Genomic DNA, 21,484 nt, shown 5'->3' on the forward strand with positions numbered 1-21,484 from the left:
GCATGACTGCCGAGACGCAACAACGAATCCTTGCTGCCGTTGACGAGGGATTCGATGCGCAGCTTGCGACGACGCAGGCCTTTGTCGCGATCCCCTCGACCCGCGGCGCCGAGGGGCCGTGCCAGGACATGATCGGCGATCTCTTGCGCGAGCGCGGCTATGAGGTCGACGACTGGCACATCAATCTCGACGAGCTCAGGGATTTGCGCGGCTTCGGCCCGATCGAGCATGATTTCTCCAAGGCGCGCACGGTGGTCGGCACCTACCGCCCGGCGACCAATGCCGGCAAATCGCTGATCCTGCAGGGCCACTGCGACGTGGTGCCGACCGGTCCGCTCGAGATGTGGGAGACGCCGCCGTTCTCGCCCGTGATCAAGGACGGCAAGATGTACGGCCGCGGCGCCTGCGACATGAAGTCCGGCACGATCGGCGCGCTCTATGCGCTGGATGCGATCAGGAAGGCCGGCCTGAAGCCGACGGCGCGGATCCACTTCCAGTCCGTGATCGAGGAGGAGAGCACCGGCGTCGGCGCGCTCTCGACCTTGCAGCGCGGCTATCGCGCCGATGCCTGCTTCATCCCCGAGCCGACCAACGGCAAGATGATCCGTTCACAGGTCGGCGTGATCTGGTTCCGCCTGAAGGTGCGCGGCTTCCCGGTGCATGTGTTCGAGGCCGGTGCCGGCTCGAACGCGATCATGGCGGCGTATCATCTGGTGCATGCGCTGGAGAAGCTCGAGATCGCCTGGAACGAGCGCGCCAAGGCCGACCGCCACTTCAAGGACGTCAATCATCCGATCAACTTCAATCCCGGCATCATCAAGGGCGGCGACTGGGCCTCCAGCGTGCCGGCCTGGTGCGACGTCGACTGCCGCATCGCGGTGCTGCCAGGCTGGTCGATCGCCGAATGCCAGAAGGAGATTTTGGCCTGCGTGTCGGCCGCGGCGCGCGACCACCGTTTCCTCTCCAACAATCCGCCGCAGGTCGAGTGGTCGGGCTTCCTGTCGGAAGGCTATGAGCTGGTGAATTCCGAAGCGCCGGAAGCCGCCTTCGCGAGGGCACATCAGACGGTCTATGGCGGCGCGGTGGAAGATCGCGCCTTCACCGCGCTGACCGACACGCGCTTCTACGGCCTGAACTACAACATCCCGAGCCTCTGCTTCGGCGCCAATGGCGCGGCGATGCATGGCTTCAACGAATATGTCGAGCTGGACTCGCTGCGGAAGTCGACCAAGGCGACCGCATTGTTCATCGCGGAATGGTGCGGGGTGGAGAAGGCGTAGTGGTCCTCTCGTGCCAAGGTGGCGTTCCGCAGGTCTCTAGCCCGTCTTATTCGTCAGAGTGCGCCTGAGAGGCTGGCGAGCGTGGTGTAAAGCGCTGATGCGGCGTAGGATTCGGTTGCAAAGCCAACCCCATCACCTCAACCGCGAACGCCAGGCCCGCCATGACCGATGATACGATTCTGCCCTTCTCGTTTCCAGCCGTTCACGCCAAGAAAGTCACAGCTGCCTTCGATGGCGGTCGGCTGACCTCGAACGGGGGCGTGATGCTTCTGGCGATGGCCGAGCGGCGTCTCGGCTTGGCCGACAATTTGGCCCGGGTGTTCCCGGATCGGCGCGATCCGACGCGGGTCGTGCACAGCCTTGTCGATATGTTCCGCGCGCGCATGTTCGCGATCTGCTGCGGCTACGAGGACGCCGACGACCTCGATCATCTGCGGTCCGATCCCGCATTCAAGCTGGCCTGCGGACGGCTGCCGGACACGGGTCGCGATCTGTGTTCCCAACCGACGCTGTCGCGGCTGGAGAATGCTCCGCGCCTGCGCGACGTGATCCGACTGACCTACACTTTGGTCGACGCATGGATGGATAGCTACCCGCGCGAGCCGGCATCCGTCACGCTCGACATCGATGATACCTGCGATGTCGTCCACGGCCATCAGCAGCTCTCGCTGTTCAACGCTCATTATGACGAACGCTGCTTCCTGCCGATCCACGTCTACGACACGGAGAAGAGCCGGCCCGTGGCGGTCGTGTTGCGGCCCGGCAAGACGCCGGGCGGCGTCGAGGTGCGTGCCCATCTGCGCCGCCTGATACGGCATATCCGGACGCGGTGGCACAACACGCGAATTACGTTCCGTGGCGACGGGCACTATGCCCGGCCGGAGGCAATGGCGTGGTGCGAGACCAACGGCATCGACTACATCTTCGGTCTGTCCGGCACCAAGCCGCTCGCCAGAAAACTCGACGAGGCCGCCGACGACATCCGCACGCGACGCGCCATCGAGAACCTGCCGGTTCTGCGTGGCTATACCGAGACGCGCCACAAGGCCAAGTCCTGGGATCGCGAACGGCGTACCGTCGCCCGTATTGAGGCGACGATGCTCGGCCTCGACATCCGTTTCGTCGTCACCAGCCTCGATGTCGGCTCGGCCGAGTGGATCTACGACAGCCTGTATTGCGCGCGCGGCCAAGCCGAGAATCTGATCAAGCTGCATAAGACACAGCTCGCCTCCGATCGCACCAGCTGCCGTTCGGCGCTCGCCAATCAAGTCCGCCTCGTTCTCCACACCGCCGCTTATTGGCTGATGCTGACCGTGCGCGACGCGATTCCCAAAGCCCGGGAATTGGCCACAGCCGAGTTCGCGACGCTGCGTCTTCGTCTCTTGAAACTCGCTGCCCGTGTCGTCGAGACCACGAGCCGCATTCGCCTTGCGTTTGCCGCGGCATGTCCCGAAGCCGACCTGATCCGCGGCTTGCCAGGCGCGCTGCTGCCTCTCGGTCCTTGACCGGCGGGGCGTCCGCCCCCCGTTCGCCCAACCTACACCTCAAGCGCGTTGCAAAGTACGGGTCGGTCAGGCGGTGAAAAGCCGAAGGCAATCCCGCGCGCCTCGTCAGAGCAGATGTGCGGCCACATCAATCGGACTAAAAAAAGCACTCTCACGAATAGGACGGGCTAGTTAGTCCTCAATTTCAGTGAGAGGCTGCTTAAGCTGGTCTTCTGCGTCCTGCGGAACCCCTCTCAACAATCGATCAAGCTCAGTTTCCGTGAGAATGGGCGCCGATCGCATCTTGTCCTTCGCTTCGGCTCTCGACACGTCGATCTCCACAAATCGGCCTTCCATTTTTCGATAGTGTGCATAGCAGCCGATATCGATGGCAAAGGCTTGGTAGTTGCCTTGAGTAGACTTATGGGTGAGCGCAGAACCGGCCTGATGAATTATTCTGTAACCATAGGTCGAGCTCCTGCAGCTTTTGGCGATGAGTTTTGTAGATTCGTTCAACTTCTTGCTTGCTTGTCGTCGAGTCGTCGATCTTGAATTTCGTCTTCCCCTGCGCTTTCGCAGATCCGGGTAGGGCGATCTCGGCGCCGGTCTCTGCTTCGAACGAATTCCCTTCAGTGGATGCACCCGACTGGGTTTGCTTTATCGCTTCTTCTTGTTCGTCGGGCGCTAACCCGTCCTATTCGTGAGAGTGCGTTTTTTTAGTCCGATTGATGTGGCCGCACATCTGCTCTGACGAGGCGCGCGGGATTGCCTTCGGCTTTTCACCGCCTGACCGACCCGTACTTTGCAACGCGCTTGAGGTGTAGGTTGGGCGAACGGGGGGCGGACGCCCCGCCGGTCAAGGACCGAGAGGCAGCAGCGCGCCTGGCAAGCCGCGGATCAGGTCGGCTTCGGGACATGCCGCGGCAAACGCAAGGCGAATGCGGCTCGTGGTCTCGACGACACGGGCAGCGAGTTTCAAGAGACGAAGACGCAGCGTCGCGAACTCGGCTGTGGCCAATTCCCGGGCTTTGGGAATCGCGTCGCGCACGGTCAGCATCAGCCAATAAGCGGCGGTGTGGAGAACGAGGCGGACTTGATTGGCGAGCGCCGAACGGCAGCTGGTGCGATCGGAGGCGAGCTGTGTCTTATGCAGCTTGATCAGATTCTCGGCTTGGCCGCGCGCGCAATACAGGCTGTCGTAGATCCACTCGGCCGAGCCGACATCGAGGCTGGTGACGACGAAACGGATGTCGAGGCCGAGCATCGTCGCCTCAATACGGGCGACGGTACGCCGTTCGCGATCCCAGGACTTGGCCTTGTGGCGCGTCTCGGTATAGCCACGCAGAACCGGCAGGTTCTCGATGGCGCGTCGCGTGCGGATGTCGTCGGCGGCCTCGTCGAGTTTTCTGGCGAGCGGCTTGGTGCCGGACAGACCGAAGATGTAGTCGATGCCGTTGGTCTCGCACCACGCCATTGCCTCCGGCCGGGCATAGTGCCCGTCGCCACGGAACGTGATTCGCGTGTTGTGCCACCGCGTCCGGATATGCCGTATCAGGCGGCGCAGATGGGCACGCACCTCGACGCCGCCCGGCGTCTTGCCGGGCCGCAGCACGACCGCCACGGGCCGGCTCTTCTCCGTGTCGTAGACGTGGATCGGCAGGAAGCAGCGTTCGTCATAATGAGCGTTGAACAGCGAGAGCTGCTGATGGCCGTGGACGACATCGCAGGTATCATCGATGTCGAGCGTGACGGATGCCGGCTCGCGCGGGTAGCTATCCATCCATGCGTCGACCAAAGTGTAGGTCAGTCGGATCACGTCGCGCAGGCGCGGAGCATTCTCCAGCCGCGACAGCGTCGGTTGGGAACACAGATCGCGACCCGTGTCCGGCAGCCGTCCGCAGGCCAGCTTGAATGCGGGATCGGACCGCAGATGATCGAGGTCGTCGGCGTCCTCGTAGCCGCAGCAGATCGCGAACATGCGCGCGCGGAACATATCGACAAGGCTGTGCACGACCCGCGTCGGATCGCGCCGATCCGGGAACACCCGGGCCAGATTGTCGGCCAAGCCGAGACGCCGCTCGGCCATCGCCAGAAGCATCACGCCCCCGTTCGAGGTCAGCCGACCGCCATCGAAGGCAGCTGTGACTTTCTTGGCGTGAACGGCTGGAAACGAGAAGGGCAGAATCGTATCGTCGGTCATGGCGGGCGTGGCGTTCGCGGTTGAGGTGATGGGGTTGGCTTTGCAACCGAATCCTACGCCGCATCAGCGCTTTACACCACGCTCGCCAGCCTCTCTGGCGCCCTCTGACGAATAAGACGGGCTAAATGCATCGTGTTTAGGCGCGCTATGATATCTTGGAGAATGAGAATAGTCTTTAGCTTCGCCTTTCTGCCAAACCACCCACTTAGATGGTTTTCGAGTTCTCCGAACAGGGCAGTCAGGATTTCGATGAGCACATTTGGAAACGTGTGCCGCTTGAAATCCTCGCAGTTGAGGTAGATCGCACGCGTTTCCGGTCCGAGCTGCTTTGCGGAGTCGTGAAGCAGCAACGTTTTTCCGCAACCCCGTCTCGCAAAGATGGTGTGATTTTGGCGTGCGCTTACGTCTTGTAGAGCATGACCAGCATCTATGTAGGTGACGACTTCTCCCCCAAGTTGGACGCGCAATCCCTCAGTAATCAATTTCCGAAGTCGGGCTAATTTATCGTTGTCAACCAAAGGCTTCTTCCCTCTCTGCTCGAGTTCGATCTACGCGAGGGGAAGGGTTCGCGCAACTCTTCCGTGCCCTTTTTGGATGTTCGTTAGCGTTCTTCCACAGGCCATAACGCCTTCACGATCGCATCCAGCCCATCGGTCAGCGCGGCCGGGCCGGGCTGCAATATGATCGATGATTTGATCTCGACGATGCGGTCGTTGCGCACAGCGGGAATGTCGCTCCAGCCGTCGCGTTTGCGGATGCGGTCGGGCACGACCTTTTTGCCGCACCAGGATGCCAGGATCACGTCGGGCATCGCCTCGCGCACCGTATCAGGCGTGAAGATGCGATCCTTGGCGGCCTTGTGCGCGCGCAGATGCGGCAGAGCCGGAGACGCCGACGATACGGTCCTGCTCGCCGAGCAAATAGAGCGTTTCGACCGTCTCCTCGGTCAGGCAGACGATCCGGCGGGGAGGGAAGTCGCGCATCGTGGACGGTATGCAGACTCACGCGCGATTGTCACTGATGCCATGACGTCATCCGCACCATTACCTCGGAGGTCATTGCCGGGCCCGGTCAGGCAATCCATCATGCCGGCACCAACCTCGAAGAAGGCCGAAGGCGCGGTTCTGCCCGCGGACCGACGCCGCAAGAACAAGCCAGGGAGTGCCCATGACGCCGCTCGAAAAGATCCAGTCGATGAAGATGCCGTTCGCGGAACTGAAGGGCGTCACCTTCACCGAGGCCGGCCAGGATCGGGTGGTCGCGAAGATGCTGGTGCGGCCGGATCTCTGCACCCTCCATCACACCATCCACGGCGGGGCGGTGATGGCCTTGGCGGACTCGGTCGGCGCCGCCGCCACCGTGATCAACCTGCCTGAAGACGCCAAGGGCACCACGACGCTGGAGAGCAAGACCAACTTCATCGGCGGCGCCAAGGAGGGGATGACCGTGGTCGCCACGGCAACACCGGTTCACCGGGGCCGGCGCACCCAGGTCTGGCAGACCAGGCTGGAGACCGAGGATGGCAAGCTGGTCGCGGTGGTGACCCAAACGCAGCTGGTATTATGATGAGGCGATAATGTGATTTATCAATCACATCATTGTTTACTTAAATGAATCTCAGTGCTTGAATTATATGGTGCGATGCACAATATTGGGGTGCTAGGGACTCGACGCCTCCTCGAGGGCTACCAAGAGGAGTTATGAAATGAACTATGATTCCATCCGACCGACGTCCGCCAAGGGCACCGTGCGGACGTTGAGCCAGCAGGAGGAGCTTCCTCTGCTGCGCGATCATCTGCTGCGGCTGGATCGCACCAGTCGTCATGATCGCTTTCATGGCTTCATCGACGACAGCTTCATCCGCCGCTATGCCGAGCGCTGCGCCAATGACGGCACGGTCATCATCGCCTATTTCGAGGATGGCGTGGTCCGCGGCGCGGCCGAGCTGCATCCGCCGGAGCAGTCACCGGACGCGCAGCCCGAGATCGCCTTCAGCGTGGAGCGGTCGGTGCGGCGCAAGGGCGTCGGCAGCACGCTGTTTCGCAAGCTGATCGCCGAGGCGCATGCCAAGGGCTACACCAGCCTGCGCATCACCACCGGCGCGCAGAACGATGCGATGCGTGCGCTCGCCACCAAGTTCGGTGCGCAGCTGACCTTCCGTCATGGTGAGTCCACGGGCAGCATCGACTTGACCGAGCAACACCAGGCCGAGCCGGTTCCGGCTGCTGCGGTGGTCACGCCGGTCGAGGCTGCGCGCGTGATCGTCGATATGAACCGCGCCTATTGGCGGATGGTGATGCAGATGTCCGGCTGGGGCCGGGCGGCCTGAGCCGATATCCCGGATCAAATGCAAAAAGGGCAATCCGCTCAGCGGATTGCCCTTTTTCTTTCAGCAATCGGATGTCGTCTTTCAGGTGCCGGTGCGCTTGTCGGTCGCAAAGCGGCGAACCACGCGGCGCTCGACCACAACGGAGCGCTGCGCGCCCTGTTCGCCGGCGATCACGCGGGTTGCCGTACCGGTACGGGCGCTGACGCGCGCGGTCTTCTTCACCTCGGCCAGCACCTCGTCATAGGGCAGTCCCATCAGGGACGACGCGATCTCGGCCTGGGCCTCCACGTCATCGGTGATGCCGATGGCCGCGAAGATTGCCTCCTCCAGGGTCGGCGGATCATGCCGCACGCGCCTTGTGCCGTATTTGGTGTTCCAGTCTCCGCTCATCGCCGCCTCATCCCTTGAATCGCGGGAGATACGTAAGGGCCCTAATGTTGCATTGCAATATGAATGTGAGATGGCAATCCAGCCATGCAGCTAGAGTCTCTCAATTTTGTGAGCGTCATAAAGTTCGATCGTGGTCGCAGCCGCCGCAAGAGATTGCAGCGACCGGACGAAGTCACGGGAGGCCGGGACCGCAAAATGCGCCGCCAGCGCGGCGCGATCGGCCCATTGCTCGAAAAACACCAGCTTGAGCGGATCTTCGCAGTCGACATGCACCGCGTGCGAGATGCAGCCGGGCTCGGTGCGCGAGCGATGGACATGCTCGAGGCTGAGGCGCCGCACCTCATCGAACGTGTCGGGGCGGGCGGTGACGCTGCCGGTGACGACAATCATGATGTCCCCCAGTGCTTTACGGGGCGGCTTCCGCCCCTGACGCAGTGATCGGTTGTTGCGGCCAGCGCTTCAGCGCGGCACGGCCGGCATCGGTCAGCAGGTAGATGCCGCGCTCGGCGCGATCGAACCAGCCATAGACATTATGCTGCAGGATCTTGCCGGCGTCGGGAATATCGGCGCGCAAATCGCGCACCCGCCGTGGCCCATCCGACAGCGCGCAGGCGCAGGCCAGCGCCTGCTGCCGATAGGCGGTCATGATCGGAGCGCGCGTCGAACCGCCCATGACGGGATCGCCCTTGCGCTTCCGGTGCTCGGTGATCAGGCGCGATCGCTTCTTCGGATTGCGCCTGATGGCCGCGGTCGGCGGCGGCACCAGCACCTCGACGTCGCCGCGGTCGGTGACGCCGAGCATGCCGAAGCCGAGCCGCCGGCACAGATTGCGATAGCGCGCATCGCTCTCGCGGCCCTTGCCGCGGGCCGAGACCTTTGCCGCTATCCAGACCTCGTCGGCGGCGGCGGCACGGTCGACCGCCTGCAGGATCAGTTCGAGATTGAAGGCGAGCTTGAGTTCACCGATCACGACGACAGGCGGATCGTCGCCGCTCAGCGCCACGAGATCGCAGCCGCCGATCTCGCCCTTCACCGTGAAGCCGAGCTTTTCGAGGAAGCGTTTGACGGGCTGATAAAGCGCAGTTTCCAACGGGCACGGCTCCGGCGGCGGTTCGGCCGCGACTCAATTCGCAGCAGCATAGCCCGGAAAGACCGCTGCCGCCGCGGACGGAATTTGCTCAAAGCCCGCCCCAGCGGCTATTGTGAGGCCGGGACAAGGCGCGGCAATTTTCATGATCCGGAACGGGCTCTATCACATCACCGTCGAATTTCTCGACGGCGTCTCTGGCGGCAACCAGGGCGTCATGGTGCTGCGCGACGGCCAGATGCGCGGCGGCGACTCGTTCTTCTACGCCTATGGCAGCTACACCGCGGCCGATGGCAAGTGGAAGGGCGAGGTCACCAACGAGGAGCATTCGCCGACCTATGGCGAGCGCCCGGTGTGGGAGCGCAAGGTGGTCACCATTGGATTCACCGGCACCTACACCGACGAGACCGCCGAGGGTAATGGCATGGCGCTCGCCGGCAAGCAGAGCATCCGTTTCAGGTCGAGGCTGCGGCTGTTGGTTGCTGACTGACGCGTGATGCGGACCGGCACTGCAAGGTCGAGGGTCTCGAGCGCGTGGCGTCTCCGTTTTCTCGCGGTGCTCAAGAAACTCGTGGCGATCTAAACCCGCCCGTTGACCGGCAGCAGCGCGCCGGTGACGGCGCTTGCGGCGTCGCTGGCGAGGAACAGGATGACGTCGGCGAGCTCCTTCGGCGTCACCCATTTGGAGATATCGGCCTTAGGCATCGCGGCGCGATTGGCCGCGGTATCGATGATCGAGGGCAGCACGGCGTTCACGGTGACCTTGCCCTTGAGTTCGGCGGCGAGGGACTCCGTCAGGCGATGTACGCCGGCCTTCGAAGCCGAGTAAGGGCCCATGCCGGCCGCGGCCTGCAATGCGCCCAGTGCGCCGATATTGATGACGCGTCCAGCGCCCGACTTGGTGAGATGCGGAATGGCGGCGCGCGATGTGTTGAGCGCGGTCATCACATTCATGGCGTACATGCGCTGCCAGGTCGCGGGATCGCCGTCGCTCACCGCCTCGAAGGTGAAGCCGCCGGCGATGTTGATCAGCCCGTCGAGCCGGCCGAAATGCGCGGCCGCCTTGTCGATGGCCGCCTTCGCCTGCGCGGGATCGGTGAGGTCGACACCGCCGAGCTCGATGCGGTCGGCGGTTGGCGCAAGCGTTGAGGCTGCATGATCGATCCCGGCGACGCGCGCGCCGCGCGCCAGGGCCTCCTCGGTGACCACTTTGCCAAGCGCGCCAAGGGCGCCGGTGATGACGATGGCTTTTCCGTTCATGGCGGTCTCCGTATGCGCGAGCAGGCTTCCGCCCACTATGATCAGGCGGAATTCATTTGCAATGCTGCCAATTCCGCCTCCTACTGCGCGCATTCATCAGTTCATTCACCTCAAGGATGTTTGCGATGCCGACACCCAGGCCGTGCGAAACCCACCTCGAACTCGTCAAGTTCGGACATCCGTTGCCGCATTTCGCCGAAGCGCTCCGGCATCAACGCAAGATCAAGCTGGTGGCGCTCGGATCGTCGTCGACGGCGGGCGCGGACAACATCCTGCCGTTCCCGCCGCGACTCGAAATGCTGCTGCGGCAACGCTTCTTCGGCCGGATGATCGATGTGATCAACCGCGGGGTCGGCGGCCAGGAGGCGCCTGAGGAATATTCGCGCATCGAGTCCGACGTCACGACCGAGGCGCCAGTGCTGGTGATCTGGCAGGTCGGCACCAACGCCGTCTACAAGAGCTACAATCCGGCCGAGGTGCGCGCCACGCTGGAGGCCGGGCTCGACGTGCTCGCTGCGCTGCCGCTTGACGTCGTCGTGATGGATTCCCAGTACACGCAGGCGGTTGTCGGGACGCCAGTTGCGCTCAACCTCGCCAATGTGATCATGCCGATGATCGCCGAGGTCACAGCGAAGAAGCGCGTCAACCTGTTCAGCCGTTTCGCGTTGATGAAGCGCTGGGTCGACGCCGGTATTCCCCTGACCGAGCTCGACGATGGCGGCCAGCTTCTGCTTCACACCAGCGAATGGGCGACGAATTGCGTAACCCAGTCGCTGTTCGGCGCCATCGACGACGCCTTGAAGCCGGAGGCGATCACCTAGAGCTTCGGTTCTGATTGAATCAGAACCGAAGCTCTAGGAGCTTGTCTGGATAGTCGCTGTTCAAATCTGGTCGGGTCTGATTCAACATTGGGCGATGAGCAAGTATTTTCGGCCTTGGAACATCGATCAGACGCTGCTTCTGCCGCCGAATGTGCAGGACTTCGTGCCGAAAGGCCATGTCTCGCGGTTTATGGTTGATCTGGTGCGGGAGAGCCTCGATCTCAGGGAGATCATGGGCAGCTATGTGAGCGGGCTTGGGCAGCCGCCGTTTGATCCGCGGATGATGGTGGCGCTGCTGCTGCATAGCTATGCGAGTGGGCTGTATTCGTCGCGTCGGATTGCCAAGGCCTGCCGGGAGCGGAACGATTTTGTGATGATCGTGGCGCTGGATGCGCCGGATTTTCGGACGATCAGCGACTTTCGCAAGCGACATTTGAAGGCGCTCGGCGCGCTATTCGTGCAGGTTCTGAAGTTGTGCGAGACGGCCGGGCTGGTCAAGCTCGGTCATGTCGCGCTGGATGGTACGAAGATCAAGGCGAACGCGTCGAAACACAAGGCGATGAGTTATGAGCGCATGAAGAAGCGCGAGGCGGAATTGAAGGCCGAGGTCGCTCGCATGCTGGCGGCCGCCGAGGCGGCGGATGCCTCGGAGGATGAGACTTTCGGCAACAGCGACGAACTGCCGGACTGGACCGTCGACAAGCAGAAACGGCTGGCGAAGATCCAGCAAGCGATGGCGGCGCTGGAAGCGGACGCCAAACTGGCGGCGGAGGAAGAGCGCCGCATCGAGGCCGAAAAGGAACAGCAGCGCCAGGCCGAAGGCCGCAAGAAGCCGGGCAAACCGGCGGCGCTGCCATCGGAGGAACCCAATCCCAAGGCGCAACGCAACTTCACCGATCCGGAAAGCCGCATCATGAAGTCGAAGGATGGCTTCGTTCAGGCCTATAATGCCCAGGCGGCCGTCGATGCACATGCCCAGATCATTGTCGCGCAAGAACTGACCCAGCACGGCAGCGATCAGGGCCAGTTGGTGCCCCTGATCGAGGCCATCGAGAGCAATCTTGGCCGCAAGCCGCGGCAGGCCTCAGCGGATTCCGGCTACTGCAGCGAAGCCAATCTCGAAGCGCTCGACACACGCAGCATCGATGGCTATGTCGCGCCCGGACGCGCCAAGCACCCGACAGTAGCGAACGGAAAAGTCGGCGGCCCGCTGACACAGGCCATGCGAAAGAAGATCGACGATGGCGGCTTCGAAACACCCTACCGATTGCGAAAGCAAGTGGTGGAGCCGGTGTTCGGGCAGATCAAACAGGCAAGAGGCTTCCGCCAGTTCCTGTTGCGGGGCATCGAGAAAGTGCGCGCCGAGTGGACAATGATCTGCACCGTCCATAACCTCCTCAAGCTGTTCAACCTCGCAAACGCAGCCTGAGCCTGCTACTCTACAACAAATGCCCGTCACGAAAACATATCTGGACGGGCTCCTAGCTTTTTGTTTTGACGCGTTTTCTTCACGCGAACCGGTGTCCACTTCGCTCGAAAACGCTCTAGGGCCTGTTTGGATTCCGGATTCTCATCCTGGCTTGGTTGTGATTCAAGCTTGGGATGGACCGATTCGTTTTGACTGATGCCCAATGGGCGAAGATGGAGCCGCTTTGTCTTGGCAAGCCGGGTGATCCCGGCCGGAGCGGCAATAACAACCGGCTGTTTGTCGAAGCCGTGCTGTGGATTGCGCGCACGGGCAGTCCGTGGCGCGATCTGCCGCGCGCCTTCGGCAACTGGATAACCGTGTACACGCGCTTCCGCGACTGGGCCAAGGCGGGCGTCTGGAAGCGCATGTTTGATGCGGTCTCGGACGAGCCGGACATGGAGTACGTCATGGTTGATGCCACCATCGTCAAAGTCCACCGCCACGGACAGGGCGCAAAAGGGGGACGCAAAACCAGGCGATCGGCCGCTCGAAAGGCGGAATGACCACCAAAATCCTGGCACTGACCGACGCGCTCGGCAATCTCCTGCGTTTCGTGCTGCTGCCAGGACAGCGCTTCGACACGGTCGGCGTCCCGCCGTTGATCGAAGGGCTGACCTTCGATGCGATGATCGCCGACAAGGCGTTCGACAGCAACGCCATCATTGCCGACCTCGACGCACGCGGCGCCAAGGTCGTCATCTCCCAGCACCCGCGGCGCGCAAAACCTCTCGCCATCGACGCGGAAATCTACAAATGGCGACATCTGATCGAAAATTTCTTCTGCAAGCTCAAGGAATTCAAGCGGATCGCCATGCGAGCCGACAAAACAGATATCAGCTTCGAAGCCATGATCAATCTCACCGCCGCTGTGATAAATTCAAGATGAATCCAAACAGGCCCTAGCCCGTCCTATTCGTGAGAGTGCTTTTTTTAGTCCGATTGATGTGGCCGCACATCTGCTCTGACGAGGCGCGCGGGATTGCCTTCGGCTTTTCACCGCCTGACCGACCCGTACTTTGCAACGCGCTTGAGGTGTAGGTTGGGCGAACGGGGGGCGGACGCCCCGCCGGTCAAGGACCGAGAGGCAGCAGCGCGCCTGGCAAGCCGCGGATCAGGTCGGCTTCGGGACATGCCGCGGCAAACGCAAGGCGAATGCGGCTCGTGGTCTCGACCACACGGGCAGCGAGTTTCAAGAGACGAAGACGCAGCGTCGCGAACTCGGCTGTGGCCAATTCCCGGGCTTTGGGAATCGCGTCGCGCACGGTCAGCATCAGCCAATAAGCGGCGGTGTGGAGAACGAGGCGGACTTGATTGGCGAGCGCCGAACGGCAGCTGGTGCGATCGGAGGCGAGCTGTGTCTTATGCAGCTTGATCAGATTCTCGGCTTGGCCGCGCGCGCAATACAGGCTGTCGTAGATCCACTCGGCCGAGCCGACATCGAGGCTGGTGACGACGAAACGGATGTCGAGGCCGAGCATCGTCGCCTCAATACGGGCGACGGTACGCCGTTCGCGATCCCAGGACTTGGCCTTGTGGCGCGTCTCGGTATAGCCACGCAGAACCGGCAGGTTCTCGATGGCGCGTCGCGTGCGGATGTCGTCGGCGGCCTCGTCGAGTTTTCTGGCGAGCGGCTTGGTGCCGGACAGACCGAAGATGTAGTCGATGCCGTTGGTCTCGCACCACGCCATTGCCTCCGGCCGGGCATAGTGCCGTCGCCACGGAACGTAATTCGCGTGTTGTGCCACCGCGTCCGGATATGCCGTATCAGGCGGCGCAGATGGGCACGCACCTCGACGCCGCCCGGCGTCTTGCCGGGCCGCAACACGACCGCCACGGGCCGGCTCTTCTCCGTGTCGTAGACGTGGATCGGCAGGAAGCAGCGTTCGTCATAATGAGCGTTGAACAGCGAGAGCTGCTGATGGCCGTGGACGACATCGCAGGTATCATCGATGTCGAGCGTGACGGATGCCGGCTCGCGCGGGTAGCTATCCATCCATGCGTCGACCAAAGTGTAGGTCAGTCGGATCACGTCGCGCAGGCGCGGAGCATTCTCCAGCCGCGACAGCGTCGGTTGGGAACACAGATCGCGACCCGTGTCCGGCAGCCGTCCGCAGGCCAGCTTGAATGCGGGATCGGACCGCAGATGATCGAGGTCGTCGGCGTCCTCGTAGCCGCAGCAGATCGCGAACATGCGCGCGCGGAACATATCGACAAGGCTGTGCACGACCCGCGTCGGATCGCGCCGATCCGGGAACACCCGGGCCAAATTGTCGGCCAAGCCGAGACGCCGCTCGGCCATCGCCAGAAGCATCACGCCCCCGTTCGAGGTCAGCCGACCGCCATCGAAGGCAGCTGTGACTTTCTTGGCGTGAACGGCTGGAAACGAGAAGGGCAGAATCGTATCATCGGTCATGGCGGGCCTGGCGTTCGCGGTTGAGGTGATGGGGTTGGCTTTGCAACCGAATCCTACGCCGCATCAGCGCTTTACACCACGCTCGCCAGCCTCTCAGGCGCACTCTGACGAATAAGACGGGCTAGCGCTGACTACGTAAGACTACGGAGTAAGGCCGGTTGGATAAAATTTGCGGCAGTTCCGTAAGTCGTTCGCAGAATCCTTTCCCGTAGAAGCGAAACTCCAGCCAAGGTAGGGGTTTTTCTATGGGATATCTTCCGGATCACGGTTTACCGCTTGTTCAGCTTAAGGAGCAGCGGCGCGATCTCGTGGTGGCGCTGCAAAACCGTAACGGACCGGTGAGCAGTTGGGAATTGATGCAGATCGCGGCGATCCAGCAGGCGATCTCGGCGTTCGAGGATGTGATCGCCGATCTCGATGCAGAGCTCGAGCTCGAGGCCGCGGCGGCTTAGAGCTTTTTTGGTTCTGATTGGATCAGAACCGAAGCTCGAGATTCTTGTTTTGACGGGTTTTCTTCACGCGAACCGGTGTCCATCCCGGATCAAGTCCGGTACAGGCTTTCGCTCGAAAACGCTCTGGCGAATTGGTCAAGCCTGCAGATAGCGGCCTTCAAGCGTCTTGCGCTCGGCCTGGCCGAGCCCGAGGCCTTCGCGGAAATAGCCGTCGAGGCTGCCGTAATCGGCATCGACCGCCTCGAACGCAGCCTCCAGAAATGCAGCGCGCACGGTACCGAGCACCTGCTTGACATCGTCGGGCAGTTCGGTGCTGTGCGCGGGATCGCGCTTGTAGAACTGATTGGTCAGGAGATAGTCGTCGGCGATCACCTGATCGGACACGCCGAGCGCGTGCAGGATCAGCGCGCAGGCAAAGCCGGTGCGATCCTTGCCGGCGGTGCAGTGGATCACCAGCGGCGCGCGGTCTTCCAGCAGATGGGCAAACAGCGTGCGATAGCGCGGCGTGTTGTCCTGCACATAGCCGCGGTAGGAATCCCGCATCACGTCGATCGCGTCGGTTTCCGAGAGCTGGCGGTGGCTCGCGATCGCGCGCAGCGCGGCCACCACCGTCGGCTCGACCGGCAGCGAATGCACGGCGACGTCGCTCATGCCGCACAGCGCATCGGCGCGCTCGGCGACGCCGCGAAAATCGAATGCGCTCTTCACCCCGAGCGAGCGCACCACGGCGACGTCCTGCGCGGTGAGATGCGCCAGATGGTTGGAGCGGAAGATCTGCCGTCAGCGCACCGTCCGCCCGTCACGCGTCTGGTAGCCGCCGAGGTCACGAAAATTGCTGGCGCCGGCGAGATTGAGATGACGGGCAGGGGCTTCGGACATTGGCGGGCCTGTTGCAGCTGGTGAGGTCTTGGCGCAGAAATCTTGGCGCAGACAGGTCTATAACCGGCGCGTCAGGGGGAGAATATGACTTATCGCGGGGGCGCCATTCTCGTTGGCGCAATTGTCTTGGAGGTTTTCGGTTGCCAGGCGGCATCGGCGCAGTCCGCCTTCCGGAATTATCGCTGTGCCGACGGCACCCAGTTCGTTGCGGGGTTCTTCACCGGGGACAAGCGCGCGCATCTGCAGCTCGACGGCAAGGCGGTGACGCTGACCAAGCGCCTGTCGCTGACGGGCACACGCTACAAAGGCGGCGGCGTCACGCTCGAGATCAGCCGATCTGGGCTTGCCAGGCTCCGGCATGCCAAGCGGCCAGCGACGGCCTGCGAGCAGGCATGAAAAAAGGGCCGAAACGCCTGGTTCCGACCCTTCTTTATTGTTCTGACGCTGTCTGACGTTTCTGCGTCACGCCTCGCTGCCTGATCGACATCAGTGATCGCGGCTCGGTTTGGCGTCGTCGATCGCCGCCTGATGGTACCAGCTCTCGCTGCAAGCCGAGGTCTCGACCTCGCTGGCAAGCCCGCGTACCGTCCGCGCTTCGCCATAGCGGCGTCCGCCGAGAGCCGCGCGGCCCCCCGCCGGGAATTGATAGATCGTTGCCGATCCCTGGTTTTGGCCCGTAGTGATCATGTCAAAGTCTCCTGTGGCCGGAGCGAGCCTCCATGGTGCGCCCGACTCATTCGCGTGTCGTTACCGTGCTTTCGATATCGGCCCGGGCCCGGCAGGGCGCAAGTTGACTAAGAAATAGTCATACTTTGTCTAATTTGTGAGCAATTCCCGGTTTGCCTCCTGCGAGGCAGGACGCAGCTGATCAACGCTTGGGCCATGGCGATGGTTGCTGGGCGCCCGGTGATCGGACACGAACTGTCACACAGCGCTGCCGCTGCATTAATCGGCAGCCGGGGCCGTAGCCGAATTTGCTGCAGAAACGGGCGGCGAGGCGCTCGAAAAGAAGATTTTGGCTGACCGCGGCGCATGCCAGCCGCGCTGCTATGTCGCAGCTAAAATGCGATGTCCGTTGTGGACATCCGTGAACAGGGTGGGTCCCTGCAGTGCAGCGACTGGCATTTTAATTGCTTAGTAAGAGCCGGCCGATGGTGGCCGGGTACGCGTGCGGCGACCGACTGGCTTTCGGTTTCCTCACGGTTTTGCATCATCAACAGAGAGGTTCAATGACCAAGTACAAGCTCGAGTATATCTGGCTCGACGGATATACGCCGACGCCGAGCCTGCGCGGCAAGACGCAGATCAAGGAATTCGCGTCGTTCCCGACCCTCGAACAGCTTCCGCTGTGGGGTTTTGACGGTTCGTCCACCCAGCAGGCTGAAGGCCACAGCTCTGACTGCGTGCTGAAGCCGGTCGCCTGCTATCCCGACGCTGCGCGCGAGAACGGCGTGCTGGTGATGTGCGAAGTCATGATGCCCGACGGCAAGACCCCGCACGTCTCGAACAAGCGCGCCACCATCCTGGACGACGAAGGCGCCTGGTTCGGCTTCGAGCAGGAATACTTCTTTTACAAGGACGGCCGTCCGCTCGGCTTCCCGACCGATGGCTATCCGGCGCCGCAGGGCCCGTACTACACCGGCGTCGGTTATTCGAACGTCGGCAGCGTTGCCCGCAAGATCGTGGAAGAGCATCTCAATCTCTGCCTCGCCGCCGGCATCAACCACGAAGGCATCAACGCCGAAGTGGCGAAGGGCCAGTGGGAATTCCAGATCTTCGGCAAGGGCTCCAAGACCGCCGCTGACCAGATGTGGATGGCCCGCTATCTGATGCTGCGCCTCACCGAGAGCTACGGCATCGATATCGAATTCCACTGCAAGCCGCTCGGCGACACCGACTGGAACGGCTCGGGCATGCACGCCAACTTCTCGACCAAGTACATGCGCGAAGTCGGCGGCAAGGAATACTTCGAGAGCCTGATGAAGGCCTTCGACAAGAACCTGATGGACCACATCGCCGTCTACGGCCCGGACAACGACAAGCGTCTGACCGGCAAGCATGAGACCGCGCCGTGGAACAAGTTCAGCTACGGCGTGGCTGACCGTGGCGCTTCGATCCGCGTGCCGCACTCCTTCGTCAACAATGGCTACAAGGGCTATCTGGAAGACCGCCGCCCGAACTCGCAAGGCGACCCCTACCAGATCGCTTCGCAGATCCTGAAGACGATCTCCGAGGTTCCGACCGGCGCCAAGGCTGCGGCCTAAGTGGCTGCGGCCTAAGCAGTCGCCCGTTAAGAAGCTTCCAGGCGACTGATCTGGAATCGTAATTTGGCTGGAATGACGTTCTGAGATTGCAAGGTTTTGGTGTTTTGTGCATCGGAAGCTTGCAATTTCGTTTTCGAGATTCCCTCGACGGGCGAAGCATGATTCCCTGTCCGCATCGGAGGGCACGATGCGGCCGAAGAAGCACAAAACGACGGGAGCGAACGATTTTTTCCGGGCGCGGCTCGACCAGATCATCAATCTGAAGCACGAGCTGGTCCGGCTCACCGGCAAGATCGATTGGGACTGGATCGACGGCGAGATCGCGCCGCTCTACAGCGAGAACGGCCGGCCGGGGATTGAGACCCGCTTCGTGATCGGGCTGTTGTTGCTCAAGCACATTTACGGGCTGTCCGATGAGGGGGGATGCGAACGCTGGGTCCACGACCCGTATTTCCAGTACTTCACTGGCGAAGAGTTCTTCCAGCACGCATTCCCGCACGAGCGCTCGGACCTGAGCCATTGGCGCAAGCGGCTCGGCGACAGACTGGAACTGCTATTGGCCGAGAGCCTGCGGGTGGCGCACGACGTCGGCGCGTTACGCGGCAAGGACCTTGAGCGGGTCACGGTCGACACCACGGTGCAGCCGAAGGCCATCACCTTTCCGACCGATGCCAAGCTGCTGCATGCGGCGATCCAGGGGCTCAACCGCCTAGCGAGGAAGCACGGAGTGCGGCTGCGGCAATCCTATTCTCGGATCGCCAAGGCCACCGCGATGATGGCGGGACGCTACGCCCATGCCAAACAGTTCAAGCGGCACCAGCGGCAGTTGCGCATCCTGCGCAGCCGCCTGGGCCGGATCATCCGCGACATCCGCCGCAAGATCGAAGGCCAGGATGCGCTCGAAGAGGCGTTCGCACTCCCGTTGAGCCGGGCCACGCAGATCCGCTCGCAGCAGCAGCGCCAGCGCGGCTGGAAGCTGTATTCCTTCCATGCCCCCGAGGTGGAGTGCATCGGCAAGGGCAAGGCCAGCGCGCCTTACGAGTTCGGCGTGAAGGCTTCCATCGTCACCAACAACCGGCCTGCTCCCGGCGGCCAGTTCGTGCTGCACGCCAAGGCGCTGCCCGATAACCCTTACGACGGTCACACCCTGCGGGACGTCATCGACCGAACCGAGACACTCACCGGCTGCGCGATCCAGTGCGCCTTTGTCGACAAGGGATACCGCGGCCATGACGCACAGAACCCGCGCCGCGTCTTCATCTCCGGCCAGAAGCGCGGCGTCTTCGGCACTATCAAGCGCCAGCTGCGGCGCCGCTCCGCTATCGAGCCCGTGATCGGCCATTTGAAGGCTGACGGACACCGCGGCCGCTGCTACCTCAAAGGCCGCGCCGGCGATGCCGCCAACGTCATCCTCTCCGCCGTCGGTTACAACTTCCGCCGCATCCTCGCCTGGCTAAGGGCTCTTTGGTACCTCTTCCTGGCTGCCTTCTTCTCAGTCACCAGCCACCGCACACCACTCAAATCGGCTTCTTAACCGACGACTAAGCAGCGATCGGACCCGGATGGAGCCATCCGGTACCGCAGTCGGGTCCGCCAGGGCGAGCGCCTTGGCGGACCTTTGCTTTTTTAACGACAGTATTTGCAGGCGGCTTGCCGCCGAAAGCGGTTTCGCCGCGTGATGAACCGCGCTAGATAGCGATTGCATTTTGGCTGCCGGGGACACGGCGCTTGTTTGAAGGGTTTTACAAGGTCCGGTTCGAGCTGGGCGGCGCCGTCGGCCGCAGCGTGATGTATGTCGGCGACGGCAGGATGCTCGGCGGCAATTCGGCGTTTGCCCATATCGGCACCTATGAGAAAGACGGCGACGAGGTCGCGGTCGAGATCCAGACCGTCCGCCACAACCCCGACCTGAACTACCGCGCGATGGCCGGCACCGACGACGCGACGCTGATCGCCATAGGCTGGCCGGACGGTGAGCTCTACCGTTTCAAGGGCGAACTGAGGGAATTGCCCGGCGTGCCGTTCCAGTCGATGATGACGCCGATCACCGACGACGAAGTCCCGATTGCCGGCGGGGTCGGCGAGGGCGGCATCATCAACGGGCTGTATTCGATCCACATCCAGTTGCTCGATGGCGTCGATGGCGGCCTGACCGGCGTGATGCTGCTGAACAACGGCCGCATCCTCGGCGGCGACGCGTTCTTCTACTATCTCGGCACCTATACCTCCGAGAAGGGCCGCTGGAAGGGCCAGATCCTCAATCAGGAACACACCTCGGCGATGGGCGAAAATCCCGTATTCGGCGGCCGTGAGGTCGGGATCGGCTTCGCCGGCACCTGCGATGCGGAAGGCGCGGTGCTCGAAGCGACCGCGTTTGCCGGCAAGCGCAGCCTCCGCCTCACGGCCGCGCTCAAGCTGATGCGGCGGGCCTGAGCGGAATGGGCAATTCGGTTCGCGTGCTCTCGACATTGGCGCTGAAGGGCGCGGTGGCGCGGCTTGCCCAGGCCTATCAGGCGGCAAACGGTGTTGCGATCGATGCCGATTTCGCGCCGACGCTGGCGCTTCTCGAGCGCCTGCGCGGCGGCGAGGCGGCTGATCTGGTGATTTTGACCAGGGAGGGCCTCGACGAGATGATCGGCGAGGGCCGCATTGCGCGGGAGAGCGCCGTCGATCTCGCGCGCTCCTATGTCGGCGTTGCGGTGAAGGCGAGCGCCGCGCATCCCGACATCGCAACCGAAGCCGCGCTGCGTGCGGCGCTGCTCGGCGCACGGGCGGTGGCCTATTCGCGGCTCGGCGCCAGCGGCATCCTGTTCGCGCAGCTGATCGAGCGGCTCGGCATCGCCACCGCAATCAACGCGCGCGCGGTGATCATTCCCGCAGGCTTCACCGCGGAAAAGCTCGTCAGCGATGAGGCCGATCTTGCGATCCAGCAGATCAGCGAGCTGAAGCAGATCGACGGCATCGAGGTCGTCGGGCCGATTCCGTTGAACCTGCAGACGCCGGCGGTGTTTTCCGCCGGCCGCATGACCGCGTCGCCGCGCGCAGAGGCCGCCGATGATCTGCTGCGGTATCTGTCGTCCGCGGCGGTCGCGCCGGTGTTGCGCGAGACCGGGCTCGAGCCTTGAATTTGCCCGCACCGCGACGCAACGTGCCGCCC

At 62.7% G+C, this 21,484-nt stretch carries 21 protein-coding genes and 4 pseudogenes; 14 read left to right on the plus strand and 11 right to left on the minus strand.

Annotated features, from left to right (window positions below):
- The first annotated feature begins 2 nt into the window (after positions 1 to 2).
- Both HAP54_RS34160 and HAP54_RS34165 read left to right on the plus strand, forming a co-directional pair.
- Positions 3 to 1,280 (plus strand): ArgE/DapE family deacylase, encoded by a 1,278-nt coding sequence (locus HAP54_RS34160; protein WP_166294753.1) that lies wholly within the window; start codon positions 3 to 5, stop codon positions 1,278 to 1,280.
- Positions 1,281 to 1,441: 161 nt separating this feature from the next.
- Positions 1,442 to 2,785: an IS1380-like element ISBdi2 family transposase gene (locus tag HAP54_RS34165; protein WP_166204320.1), complete on the plus strand. Its 1,344-nt coding sequence runs from the start codon at positions 1,442 to 1,444 to the stop codon at positions 2,783 to 2,785.
- 171 nt (positions 2,786 to 2,956) lie between these two features.
- Here the strand turns inward: HAP54_RS34165 and HAP54_RS34170 are convergent, their stop codons facing one another.
- From HAP54_RS34170 to HAP54_RS52630, 4 genes and pseudogenes are all read right to left on the minus strand, one after another.
- Positions 2,957 to 3,280, minus strand: coding sequence for a hypothetical protein (locus HAP54_RS34170; RefSeq protein WP_175619264.1), 324 nt, complete (start codon positions 3,278 to 3,280; stop codon positions 2,957 to 2,959).
- A gap of 340 nt (positions 3,281 to 3,620) precedes the next feature.
- A complete protein-coding gene (locus HAP54_RS34175) occupies positions 3,621 to 4,964 on the minus strand; it encodes an IS1380-like element ISBdi2 family transposase (RefSeq protein WP_166204320.1) in 1,344 nt (447 codons plus the stop codon).
- 601 nt (positions 4,965 to 5,565) lie between these two features.
- Positions 5,566 to 5,841, minus strand: a pseudogene (locus HAP54_RS34180) (ABC transporter substrate-binding protein); the annotation flags it as partial.
- Complete coding sequence (locus HAP54_RS52630; RefSeq protein ID WP_414646160.1) at positions 5,792 to 5,947, minus strand: hypothetical protein; 156 nt, start codon at positions 5,945 to 5,947, stop codon at positions 5,792 to 5,794. The pseudogene HAP54_RS34180 and the gene HAP54_RS52630, both read right to left, overlap by 50 nt.
- Before the next feature lie 184 nt (positions 5,948 to 6,131).
- Here HAP54_RS52630 and HAP54_RS34185 point away from each other — a divergent pair, with 184 nt between their 5' ends.
- A complete protein-coding gene (locus HAP54_RS34185; protein ID WP_166294755.1) occupies positions 6,132 to 6,530 on the plus strand; it encodes a PaaI family thioesterase in 399 nt (132 codons plus the stop codon).
- Between the two features lie 139 nt (positions 6,531 to 6,669).
- Positions 6,670 to 7,293 carry a GNAT family N-acetyltransferase gene (locus HAP54_RS34190; protein WP_166294757.1) on the plus strand — a complete coding sequence of 208 codons (624 nt, stop codon included), beginning with the start codon at positions 6,670 to 6,672 and terminating at the stop codon, positions 7,291 to 7,293.
- Positions 7,294 to 7,374: 81 nt separating this feature from the next.
- Here the strand turns inward: HAP54_RS34190 and HAP54_RS34195 are convergent, their stop codons facing one another.
- The 3 genes from HAP54_RS34195 to HAP54_RS34205 all read right to left on the minus strand — a co-directional run bounded on the left by HAP54_RS34195 (position 7,375) and on the right by HAP54_RS34205 (position 8,773).
- Positions 7,375 to 7,683 (minus strand): hypothetical protein, encoded by a 309-nt coding sequence (locus HAP54_RS34195; RefSeq protein WP_024581534.1) that lies wholly within the window; start codon positions 7,681 to 7,683, stop codon positions 7,375 to 7,377.
- 90 nt (positions 7,684 to 7,773) lie between these two features.
- Complete coding sequence (locus HAP54_RS34200; RefSeq protein WP_166294759.1) at positions 7,774 to 8,073, minus strand: putative quinol monooxygenase; 300 nt, start codon at positions 8,071 to 8,073, stop codon at positions 7,774 to 7,776.
- Between the two features lie 16 nt (positions 8,074 to 8,089).
- Positions 8,090 to 8,773 (minus strand): DUF2161 domain-containing phosphodiesterase, encoded by a 684-nt coding sequence (locus HAP54_RS34205; protein ID WP_166294761.1) that lies wholly within the window; start codon positions 8,771 to 8,773, stop codon positions 8,090 to 8,092.
- A 142-nt stretch (positions 8,774 to 8,915) separates the two neighbouring features.
- Here HAP54_RS34205 and HAP54_RS34210 point away from each other — a divergent pair, with 142 nt between their 5' ends.
- Complete coding sequence (locus HAP54_RS34210) at positions 8,916 to 9,260, plus strand: GrlR family regulatory protein (protein ID WP_166294763.1); 345 nt, start codon at positions 8,916 to 8,918, stop codon at positions 9,258 to 9,260.
- An 89-nt stretch (positions 9,261 to 9,349) separates the two neighbouring features.
- Here the strand turns inward: HAP54_RS34210 and fabG are convergent, their stop codons facing one another.
- Complete coding sequence (gene fabG, locus HAP54_RS34215) at positions 9,350 to 10,030, minus strand: 3-oxoacyl-ACP reductase FabG (protein WP_166294765.1); 681 nt, start codon at positions 10,028 to 10,030, stop codon at positions 9,350 to 9,352.
- Between the two features lie 125 nt (positions 10,031 to 10,155).
- Here fabG and HAP54_RS34220 point away from each other — a divergent pair, with 125 nt between their 5' ends.
- The 3 genes and pseudogenes from HAP54_RS34220 (at position 10,156) to HAP54_RS34230 (ending at position 13,205) form a co-directional block, all read left to right on the plus strand.
- Positions 10,156 to 10,851, plus strand: coding sequence for an SGNH/GDSL hydrolase family protein (locus tag HAP54_RS34220; RefSeq protein ID WP_166294767.1), 696 nt, complete (start codon positions 10,156 to 10,158; stop codon positions 10,849 to 10,851).
- Between the two features lie 94 nt (positions 10,852 to 10,945).
- Positions 10,946 to 12,280 carry an IS1182 family transposase gene (locus HAP54_RS34225; protein WP_166202952.1) on the plus strand — a complete coding sequence of 445 codons (1,335 nt, stop codon included), beginning with the start codon at positions 10,946 to 10,948 and terminating at the stop codon, positions 12,278 to 12,280.
- A gap of 212 nt (positions 12,281 to 12,492) precedes the next feature.
- Positions 12,493 to 13,205 (plus strand): annotated as a pseudogene (locus HAP54_RS34230) (IS5 family transposase).
- Positions 13,206 to 13,389: 184 nt separating this feature from the next.
- On the opposite strand, the pseudogene HAP54_RS34235 reads toward HAP54_RS34230, so the two are convergent.
- A pseudogene (locus HAP54_RS34235) lies at positions 13,390 to 14,732 on the minus strand (IS1380-like element ISBdi2 family transposase).
- Between the two features lie 245 nt (positions 14,733 to 14,977).
- Here HAP54_RS34235 and HAP54_RS34240 point away from each other — a divergent pair.
- Complete coding sequence (locus HAP54_RS34240) at positions 14,978 to 15,184, plus strand: hypothetical protein (RefSeq protein WP_029082249.1); 207 nt, start codon at positions 14,978 to 14,980, stop codon at positions 15,182 to 15,184.
- 135 nt (positions 15,185 to 15,319) lie between these two features.
- Here the strand turns inward: HAP54_RS34240 and HAP54_RS34245 are convergent.
- Positions 15,320 to 16,063: pseudogene (locus tag HAP54_RS34245) on the minus strand (tyrosine-protein phosphatase).
- A gap of 126 nt (positions 16,064 to 16,189) precedes the next feature.
- On the opposite strand from HAP54_RS34245, the gene HAP54_RS34250 reads away from it, so the two are divergent.
- Complete coding sequence (locus tag HAP54_RS34250) at positions 16,190 to 16,459, plus strand: MliC family protein (protein WP_224741657.1); 270 nt, start codon at positions 16,190 to 16,192, stop codon at positions 16,457 to 16,459.
- Between the two features lie 90 nt (positions 16,460 to 16,549).
- Here the strand turns inward: HAP54_RS34250 and HAP54_RS34255 are convergent, their stop codons facing one another.
- Positions 16,550 to 16,750, minus strand: a complete 201-nt coding sequence (locus HAP54_RS34255) for a DUF2735 domain-containing protein (protein WP_166294770.1) — start codon at positions 16,748 to 16,750, stop codon at positions 16,550 to 16,552.
- A 542-nt stretch (positions 16,751 to 17,292) separates the two neighbouring features.
- Here HAP54_RS34255 and HAP54_RS34260 point away from each other — a divergent pair.
- From HAP54_RS34260 to HAP54_RS34275, 4 genes are all read left to right on the plus strand, one after another.
- Entirely contained in the window at positions 17,293 to 18,327 is a 1,035-nt protein-coding gene (locus tag HAP54_RS34260; protein WP_029082245.1) for a glutamine synthetase beta-grasp domain-containing protein, read from the plus strand.
- A gap of 187 nt (positions 18,328 to 18,514) precedes the next feature.
- Positions 18,515 to 19,861, plus strand: coding sequence for an IS5 family transposase (locus HAP54_RS34265; protein ID WP_166294772.1), 1,347 nt, complete (start codon positions 18,515 to 18,517; stop codon positions 19,859 to 19,861).
- 194 nt (positions 19,862 to 20,055) lie between these two features.
- A complete protein-coding gene (locus HAP54_RS34270) occupies positions 20,056 to 20,760 on the plus strand; it encodes a hypothetical protein (protein ID WP_166294774.1) in 705 nt (234 codons plus the stop codon).
- Between the two features lie 5 nt (positions 20,761 to 20,765).
- Positions 20,766 to 21,452, plus strand: a complete 687-nt coding sequence (locus HAP54_RS34275; RefSeq protein ID WP_166294776.1) for a substrate-binding domain-containing protein — start codon at positions 20,766 to 20,768, stop codon at positions 21,450 to 21,452.
- The last annotated feature ends 32 nt before the right edge of the window (positions 21,453 to 21,484 follow it).

Origin of the sequence: Bradyrhizobium sp. 2S1 (assembly GCF_011516625.5) — a bacterium.
GTDB classification, from domain to species: domain Bacteria; phylum Pseudomonadota; class Alphaproteobacteria; order Rhizobiales; family Xanthobacteraceae; genus Bradyrhizobium; species Bradyrhizobium septentrionale.

Coding starts and splice junctions, on each gene's coding strand:
- fabG (WP_166294765.1), bottom strand. CDS start 10,030: ATGAACGGAAAAGCCATCGTCATCACCGGCGCCCTTGGCGCGCTTGGC.
- HAP54_RS34220 (WP_166294767.1), top strand. CDS start 10,156: ATGCCGACACCCAGGCCGTGCGAAACCCACCTCGAACTCGTCAAGTTC.
- HAP54_RS34265 (WP_166294772.1), top strand. CDS start 18,515: ATGCGGCCGAAGAAGCACAAAACGACGGGAGCGAACGATTTTTTCCGG.
- HAP54_RS34160 (WP_166294753.1), top strand. CDS start 3: ATGACTGCCGAGACGCAACAACGAATCCTTGCTGCCGTTGACGAGGGA.
- HAP54_RS34195 (WP_024581534.1), bottom strand. CDS start 7,683: ATGAGCGGAGACTGGAACACCAAATACGGCACAAGGCGCGTGCGGCAT.
- HAP54_RS34210 (WP_166294763.1), top strand. CDS start 8,916: ATGATCCGGAACGGGCTCTATCACATCACCGTCGAATTTCTCGACGGC.
- HAP54_RS34185 (WP_166294755.1), top strand. CDS start 6,132: ATGACGCCGCTCGAAAAGATCCAGTCGATGAAGATGCCGTTCGCGGAA.
- HAP54_RS52630 (WP_414646160.1), bottom strand. CDS start 5,947: ATGCGCGACTTCCCTCCCCGCCGGATCGTCTGCCTGACCGAGGAGACG.
- HAP54_RS34190 (WP_166294757.1), top strand. CDS start 6,670: ATGAACTATGATTCCATCCGACCGACGTCCGCCAAGGGCACCGTGCGG.
- HAP54_RS34175 (WP_166204320.1), bottom strand. CDS start 4,964: ATGACCGACGATACGATTCTGCCCTTCTCGTTTCCAGCCGTTCACGCC.
- HAP54_RS34255 (WP_166294770.1), bottom strand. CDS start 16,750: ATGATCACTACGGGCCAAAACCAGGGATCGGCAACGATCTATCAATTC.
- HAP54_RS34200 (WP_166294759.1), bottom strand. CDS start 8,073: ATGATTGTCGTCACCGGCAGCGTCACCGCCCGCCCCGACACGTTCGAT.
- HAP54_RS34225 (WP_166202952.1), top strand. CDS start 10,946: ATGAGCAAGTATTTTCGGCCTTGGAACATCGATCAGACGCTGCTTCTG.
- HAP54_RS34165 (WP_166204320.1), top strand. CDS start 1,442: ATGACCGATGATACGATTCTGCCCTTCTCGTTTCCAGCCGTTCACGCC.
- HAP54_RS34240 (WP_029082249.1), top strand. CDS start 14,978: ATGGGATATCTTCCGGATCACGGTTTACCGCTTGTTCAGCTTAAGGAG.
- HAP54_RS34260 (WP_029082245.1), top strand. CDS start 17,293: ATGACCAAGTACAAGCTCGAGTATATCTGGCTCGACGGATATACGCCG.
- HAP54_RS34275 (WP_166294776.1), top strand. CDS start 20,766: ATGGGCAATTCGGTTCGCGTGCTCTCGACATTGGCGCTGAAGGGCGCG.